At 67.2% G+C, this 6,724-nt stretch carries 7 protein-coding genes; 2 read left to right on the top strand and 5 right to left on the bottom strand.

Annotated features, from left to right (window positions below; all coding sequences use genetic code 11):
- The coding region (locus SFU54_RS05395) for a M3 family metallopeptidase (protein ID WP_319015273.1) at positions 1-1,265 on the bottom strand (1,265 nt) is incomplete at its 3' end.
- Positions 1,266-1,331: 66 nt separating this feature from the next.
- Between SFU54_RS05395 and SFU54_RS05390 the strand changes: the two genes are divergently transcribed.
- Entirely contained in the window at positions 1,332-1,976 is a 645-nt protein-coding gene (locus SFU54_RS05390) for a winged helix-turn-helix domain-containing protein (protein ID WP_319015272.1), read from the top strand.
- Positions 1,977-1,978: 2 nt separating this feature from the next.
- Positions 1,979-2,185: a hypothetical protein gene (locus SFU54_RS05385; RefSeq protein ID WP_319015271.1), complete on the top strand. Its 207-nt coding sequence runs from the start codon at positions 1,979-1,981 to the stop codon at positions 2,183-2,185.
- A gap of 84 nt (positions 2,186-2,269) precedes the next feature.
- Here SFU54_RS05385 and SFU54_RS05380 read toward each other — a convergent pair whose 3' ends face one another.
- The 4 genes from SFU54_RS05380 to SFU54_RS05365 form a co-directional block, all read right to left on the bottom strand.
- The gene (locus SFU54_RS05380; RefSeq protein WP_319015270.1) at positions 2,270-2,506 is read right to left on the bottom strand and encodes a hypothetical protein; all 237 of its coding nucleotides are present in this window, start codon (positions 2,504-2,506) and stop codon (positions 2,270-2,272) included.
- A gap of 3 nt (positions 2,507-2,509) precedes the next feature.
- Entirely contained in the window at positions 2,510-2,959 is a 450-nt protein-coding gene (locus SFU54_RS05375; protein WP_319015269.1) for a GNAT family N-acetyltransferase, read from the bottom strand.
- Between the two features lie 3 nt (positions 2,960-2,962).
- Positions 2,963-5,551: a valine--tRNA ligase gene (gene valS / locus SFU54_RS05370; protein ID WP_319015268.1), complete on the bottom strand. Its 2,589-nt coding sequence runs from the start codon at positions 5,549-5,551 to the stop codon at positions 2,963-2,965.
- Between the two features lie 94 nt (positions 5,552-5,645).
- Positions 5,646-6,260: a hypothetical protein gene (locus SFU54_RS05365; protein ID WP_319015267.1), complete on the bottom strand. Its 615-nt coding sequence runs from the start codon at positions 6,258-6,260 to the stop codon at positions 5,646-5,648.
- Positions 6,261-6,724 lie beyond the last annotated feature (464 nt).

Here is a 6,724-nt window from a genome sequence, read left to right as displayed (position 1 = left end):
TCGTTCATCCACGCGCCGCCGCGCTTGCTGTCGCGCGTGTAGAGGTCGAGCAAGTACAGCCCGAGCGCGGATCCATCCTCGTTGCGCACCTCGAACACCCGCACCTCCGGGTGGTAGCCCTGCAGGTCGGTGCGCTCCGTGAACGTAATGCCATAGACCTTCGTCGCGGCGGCGAAAACGCCCTGCTGCAAGACGCGCTCGGCCTCGAAGTAGGGGCGAAGCTCGCTCGTGTCGACGTCGTAGTCGGCCTTGCGCACTTTCTCGTTGTAGAAGGCCCAGTCATGCGCCGCGATGGGGTGACCCGCGAGGGCCTCGAGCTTCGCTTGCTCGGCAGCGGCATTGCGCGCGGCGGCGGGCGCGAGGCGCTCGAGCATGGCGGCGACGCGCTCGGGGTTTTGCGCGGTCTGGTCGGCGGTGACGAACGCGGCGTGGTTGGCAAAGCCAAGCAGCTCGGCGCGCTCCGCCCTCAGGCGGGCGATCTCGAGCAACACCGGTCGGTTGTCGTGGTCGCCGTCACGCGAGCCGCGCGCCCGGGAGGCGGCCATGATGCGTTCACGCACCTCTCGGTTCGTGAGGCTCTCGAGCCAGGGGTGGCCCGTCGGCAGCACGAGCGTGACGAGGTACTTGCCGTCGAGCCCGCGATCAGCGGCCGCTTGCGCGGCAGCGCTCAGTTCGCCGGGGGAGAGGCCGTCGAGTTCAGCGGCGTCGTCGATCACGAGCGCAAGCTCGTTGGTGTCGGCGAGCAGATTCTTCTCAAAGCGCGTTTCGAGGGTCGAAATGCGCGCGTTGAGCTCGCTCAGCCGCGCCTTCTGCTCGTCGTCGAGGCCCGCACCCGCGAGGGTCATCTCGGTGTAGTGCCGCTCGACGAGGTAGCGCTGCTCGGGCGTGAGGCCCAGCGCGTCGAGCTGCTCGTGCAGCTGTGCGATGCGCCAGTAGAGCGCCGAGTCGAGCTTGATCGCGTCGTTGTGTGCGGCGAGTTTCGGGGCGAGTTCTTCTTCGAGCGCGTTCGTGATGTCGTTCGAGTCGGCCGAGGCCTTGTTGTAGAACACGCGCAGCACGCGCGTCAGCATCTGACCGCTCTGCTCGAGGGGCACCATCGTGTTGTCGAAACTCGGCATGTCGCGCCGGCGAGTGATGTTCTGAATCTCGGCGAGCTGCTCGGTCATGCCCTGCTCGATCGCGGGGGCGTAATGCTCGTCGCGAATCTCGGCGAACGGTGGCAGCTGATAGGGGAGCGTGCTCGGAGCAAGGAACGGGTTCGACATGGCTTTAGCTTAGGCCGAAAGTGCAAAGACATCTCTGCAAAGATTTACTTGCAAAGACTTCTTTGCATGGCTATTGTTGCGGGCATGGCACCCCAGACCGACCCCGAGGCGAACCGCATCGCCGACCTCGATGGCCTCAAAGCGCTCGCGCATCCCCTGCGCATGCAGATCATCGAGGCGCTTTCGACGCACGGTGACGACACTGCGAGTGGGCTGGCAGAGCGACTCGGCGAGTCAAGCGGAGCCACGAGCTACCACTTGCGTCAACTCGAGAAGCACGGGTTTGTGCGCGAGGTCGAAGGCCGCGGCACGGCGCGGGAACGCTGGTGGCAACGCGTGCCCGGCCCCATTCACATCGGCAGCGATGAGCTTGAGGGCAGCGAGGCTGCTCGCGCCGCGTCGCGCGTCATCATGCGCGAGTGGTTGCACCACCGCGAGGCAGGGGTACGCGACATCATCGACCGCGGCCACGACGTTCTCTCGCCCGAGTGGCGTGAGGCCACCGCCTTGCAGTCGACGAGCGTGCACGTCACCGCGGCGCAACTGAGCGCGCTCAACGAACAGATCAATGACCTGCTCGTTGCCTTTGCTCGCGAGCACCGCGGGCAACGCGTGCCCGGCTCGCGGCCCGTGCAATTGCAGTACTTCGGTTTTCCCGTTCTCGACGGCATCGAGATTCCGGCCACCACGACCACCCAGAACAGGGGCTGATCATGACCACGATTTCGCTCACCGTGTGCGACGCGACTCCCCGCGAGTCGACACTGCGCAAGCTCGCTCTTGCCGCGGGTGTCGCGCTCGTGCGCTGGGCGCACCGTCGCCCGACTCCGCCGACGCACGAGCAGCAAGCCTTGCGCCTCGCCGCCCAGCGCGCAACGACCCAGCAGCGCGACAGCCTGCGCTACGGCATCACGCAATAACGCCTCGCCGCCCAGCGCGAAACGACCCAGCAGCGCGACAGCCTGCGCTACGGCATCACGCAGTAGCGCCTCGCCGCCGGGCGCTTAGCGCGGGGTGTCGCCGTTCTCGATCGTCACGGCGCCGTCGTGGGTCACGCGAATGATCGTGCCGTCGTCGAGCTCGACCACGGGTCGCCCCTCGAGCCACGTGAGAGTCCAGCGCCAGAGCGTGGTGTCATAACCGAGCAACTCGCCCTCAACGGCACGAATCGCCGCAACCACGTCGGGGCTCAGGCGAGCGGGCGCGTCGCCACCGACAGCCCATCGGGTTCCGAGCTGCATGGCCTAGACCTCCCACTCGTAGGTAACCCAGCTGGCGCGCGTCGCCAGCCGGTCGTAGACGCGCTGGGCACGCTCGTTGTCGGCCGCGGTGATCCAGCGCACCGTGCCGCCGCCGTGCGAGCGAGCATGGGCGGCGACGGCCTCGAGCAGGGCAGTCCCCGCGCCTGAGCCGCGCACCTCCGGCACGATGTAGAGGTCATCGAGAAACCACGCGGGGCCGGCCGTGAAGGTGTCAGGCTGGTCACGCACGTGGGCAAACCCCACGACCTCGCCATCGAGCTCGGCAACAAGGCAGATGAGCGGATGCCCCGCATCCGTCAACCACGCCCACACTCCGTCGAGCACTGCGTCGTCGAAGGCCGTTTCATAGAAAACGCCGTAGGCGGTGAAGAGCTCGCGCCACCGCGCGGCGTCGCGCGCCTCGACCGGTCGGATGGTGATGGCACTCGTCACGGCTCAGGCCTCCGGTTGCTCGCCGAGTTCGATCGCGATAACCGCGACTTCATCAGCCGCTTCGAAGGTCAGCGACTCGATGCGCCCGACGGCCGCGAGATCACCCGCGGCCAGTTCGAGCAGCGAGGGCCCAGCGATAACGGCACTCGTGACGGGCGTCTTCTGCGAGGCCTTCGCGTCGGTCTTCGCGCGGCGAATGCCGATGAGTGCCTGCGAGACCAGCGGCAACAGGCCACCGTGCTGGGCGTCAACGCCGAGCTCGTCGACCGTCGGCCACGGCGAGGTGTGCACCGACGTGTCGTGTGTCCAGCTCCACACCTCTTCGGTTGCGAAGGGGATGACCGGAGCGAACAGGCGCACGAACACGTCGATCGCGAGCTGCAGCGCGGTCACGGCACTGGCTTGACCGGCCGCGCCCTGCGATCCGTAGGCGCGCTCTTTCACGAGCTCGAGATAGTCGTCGGTGAACGTCCAGAAGAACTGTTCGGCCACTTCGAGCGCGCGGGCGTGGTCGTAGTCGTCGTAGGCACGCGTGGCCGTCGCGACGACCTCGCCCAGGGTCGCGAGCATGTCGATGTCGAGGGGCTCGGTCACCGCATCCGGACCCGTCACGGCACCGGCGGGAGCCTCGAACGAGTAGACGAACTTGGCTGCGTTGAGCACCTTGATCGCGAGTCGGCGACCGATCTTGATCTGCTTGGGGTTCTGCGGGTCAAACGCGGCGTCAGTTCCGAGGCGTGACGACGCGGCCCAGTAGCGCACCGCGTCGCTGCCGTGCTCGTCGAGCATGCCCGCCGGGGTCACGACGTTGCCCTTCGACTTCGACATCTTCTTGCGGTCTGGGTCGACGATGAAGCCCGAGATGCCCGCGTGCTTCCAGGGCAGGCTGCCGTGTTCGAGCTCGGCCCGCAGCACCGTCGAGAACAGCCACGTGCGAATGATGTCTTGGCCCTGGCTGCGCAGGTCGTAGGGAAACACCAGGCCGAACAACTCGGGGTCGTCTTCCCACTTGCCGGCGATCTGCGGGGTGAGGCTCGACGTGGCCCACGTGTCCATGATGTCGACCTCGCCGATGAAGCCGTTCGGCTGGCCGCGCTGCGCTTCGTCGTAGCCCGGCGCGGGCATCGAGGCCGGGTCGACCGGCAGCTGGTCTTCGCTCGGCACGATGGGCTCGCCCGTGGGCTCGCCGTCGGCGTCGAGGTGGTACCAGACGGGAATCGGCACGCCAAAGAACCGCTGGCGCGAGATGAGCCAGTCGCCCGAGAGGCCGCCGACCCAGTTCTCGTAGCGCACGCGCATGAAGTCGGGGTGAAACTCGATCTCGCGACCGCGCTCGAGCAGGCGAGCGTTGAGGGCCTCATCACGCGCACCGTTGGCGATGTACCACTGGCGGGTTGTCACGATCTCGAGCGGCTTGTCGCCCTTCTCGAAGAACTTGACCGGGTGGGTGATGGGCCGGGGCTCACCGATGAGGTCGCCCGACTCGCGCAGCAGCTCGACGATGCGGGCCTTCGCACTGAAGACGGTTTTGCCCGCGAGCTCGGCGTAGATGTCGAGTGCAGCGCCCTCGATGCCCTCCGGGGCGTCGGCGAGAATGCGGCCGTCTTTGCCCAGAATCGGACGCAGGCCGAGGTCGAGCTCGCGCCACCACACCACGTCGGTGACGTCACCGAACGTGCAGACCATCGCGATGCCCGAACCCTTGTCTTGCTGCGCAAGGTGGTGGGCCACAACCGGCACCTCGACGCCGAAGAGGGGAGTGCGCACCGTGGTGCCAAACAGGGGCTGGTAGCGAGGGTCATCGGGATGCGCGACCAGAGCAACACACGCCGGAATCAACTCGGGGCGCGTGGTCTCGATCTCGATCGTGCCGCCGTCGGGTGTGTGAAACGACACTCGGTGGAAGGCGCCGGGCATCTCTTTGTCTTCGAGTTCGGCCTGGGCGACGGCGGTGCGGAACGTGACATCCCACAGCGTCGGGGCGTCAGCACGGTAGGCCTCGCCGCGCGCGAGGTTGCGCAGAAACGCGCGCTGCGCCGCGCGCTGGGCGTCATCGCCGATCGTGCGGTAGGTCTGGCTCCAGTCGACGCTCAGGCCGAGCGTGCGCCAGAGGTCTTCGAACTGCTTTTCGTCTTCGACCGTCAGTTGCTCACACAGCTCGATGAAGTTGCGGCGGCTGATCGGCACCTGGTCGGCGGCTTTGCCGCTGGCGTTGTCGCCGCCCTCGAACGGCGGCACAAAGTCGGGGTCGTACGGGAGCGCCGGGTCGCAGCGCACGCCGTAATAGTTCTGCACGCGGCGCTCGGTGGGCAGTCCGTTGTCGTCCCAGCCCATCGGGTAGAAGAGGTTCTTGCCCCGCATGCGCTGATACCGCGCGGCGAGATCCATGTGTGTGTAGCTGAAGACGTGACCGATGTGCAGCGAGCCCGAGGCGGTGGGCGGAGGAGTGTCGATCGCATACACCGAGTCGGGCCCGGCATCCAGCGCCGCTTCACGGTTGAAGCGATAGGTGCCTCGCTCTTCCCACACGGGCCCCCACTTGCTCTCGAGACCTTCGAGGGCGGGCTTCTCGGGCAGGTGGGCAGTGCTCATCGCAGGTCTCGCTTCGCTATAGGCGGCACCGTGTCAAGAGGTAAGGGTGCCTGAGTGTGAGGGTGCCCCCTATCGTACCGGCGGCGCTGCCTGACTACTGGCGAACGATGATGACCGTGCTGTGCGTCAGGCGACCCGCCGAGTCTTCGAGGGTCACGGTGTAACGCTGGCTCGCTTCGCTGCACTGGTAGTTGAACGTGTAGGTGGCCGTCGTCGGCACCGACTCGAACGGCTCGGCCTTGGCGTTGTTGGTGCCGATGCCGAACCACGCATTGACCGCGTTGGTGCTGCTCCAACTCCAGGTAATCGCTACCGAGCTCGAGGTGTCGGGGCAGCTTGCCGTGCTCGGGCCCACGAACGTGGCGAAGCTCGGGCTCTGCGGCGGCGCCGGCGGCGCCGACGGCGACGCACTGGGTTCTTCGCTCGGCGTATCGCTCGGTTCGGGCGACTCGCTCTCGGTGGGCTCGGGGCTCGCCGACTCGCTCTCGGTCGTCTCGGGCAGGGGCTGTGCCGAGTTCGAGTTGGCGTTGCCCACGAGCAACACGATCACGACGATGAGCGCCACGAGCACGGCGGCAACGATCGCGATGAGCGCGATGAGCATGCCGCGGTTCTGTCGGTCGGCGGGATCTGTCTGCACGGCGCTCGCCGCGTGAGGGAGCGGGGTCGTCGGCTGCTCGAACCGCTGCGTGGGGGTGTCGTCGCTCATGGCTTCTCCCGTGGTGTCGCACCTCGTGGCCGGTCGTGCATCTGCCCCGGCGCGCCCAGCCTACGGCGAGGGGCGCTGCCGGGGCCAGAGTGACGAGGCTCTCCGCAGAGAGCCGTGGAGGCGTTTCGTTCCCGTGCTCGGTGGCCGGTACGATGGGGTTAGCGACTGTGATCCGGTCATCACCGGGGAGTCCTCGGAAGAACGGTGTTCTCGAACACCCACTAGACCCGAGCGGGGCAGGCCCGTCACAGCCGGAGCAGAGAGGCTCAGTGTTCGGGGAATCCGGATGCTGAGCAAGCGGGGTGGTACCGCGGCGGGTCAGAGACCGGTCGTCCTCGCGGGACGTGAGTGCAGCATCCACAGACCGCATCGACCGGAGACGCCATGAGCTACCCCCGCCACCGCCCCGAGAGCACCGTTGTTGCCTCGCCCAGCTTTTCGACGCTCGAGCACGAGGTGCTCGC

Origin of the sequence: Microcella sp., from assembly GCF_033763155.1 — a bacterium.
Lineage (GTDB): Bacteria > Actinomycetota > Actinomycetes > Actinomycetales > Microbacteriaceae > Microcella.
Note: the sequence above shows the minus strand (reverse complement) of the source record. Positions and strands in the feature narration are given on the sequence as shown.

Bases quoted from the DNA above. Each gene is read 5' to 3' on its own strand.
- valS (WP_319015268.1), bottom strand. From the start codon at position 5,551: ATGAGCACTGCCCACCTGCCCGAGAAGCCCGCCCTCGAAGGTCTCGAG.
- SFU54_RS05385 (WP_319015271.1), top strand. From the start codon at position 1,979: ATGACCACGATTTCGCTCACCGTGTGCGACGCGACTCCCCGCGAGTCG.
- SFU54_RS05390 (WP_319015272.1), top strand. From the start codon at position 1,332: ATGGCTATTGTTGCGGGCATGGCACCCCAGACCGACCCCGAGGCGAAC.
- SFU54_RS05380 (WP_319015270.1), bottom strand. From the start codon at position 2,506: ATGCAGCTCGGAACCCGATGGGCTGTCGGTGGCGACGCGCCCGCTCGC.
- SFU54_RS05365 (WP_319015267.1), bottom strand. From the start codon at position 6,260: ATGAGCGACGACACCCCCACGCAGCGGTTCGAGCAGCCGACGACCCCG.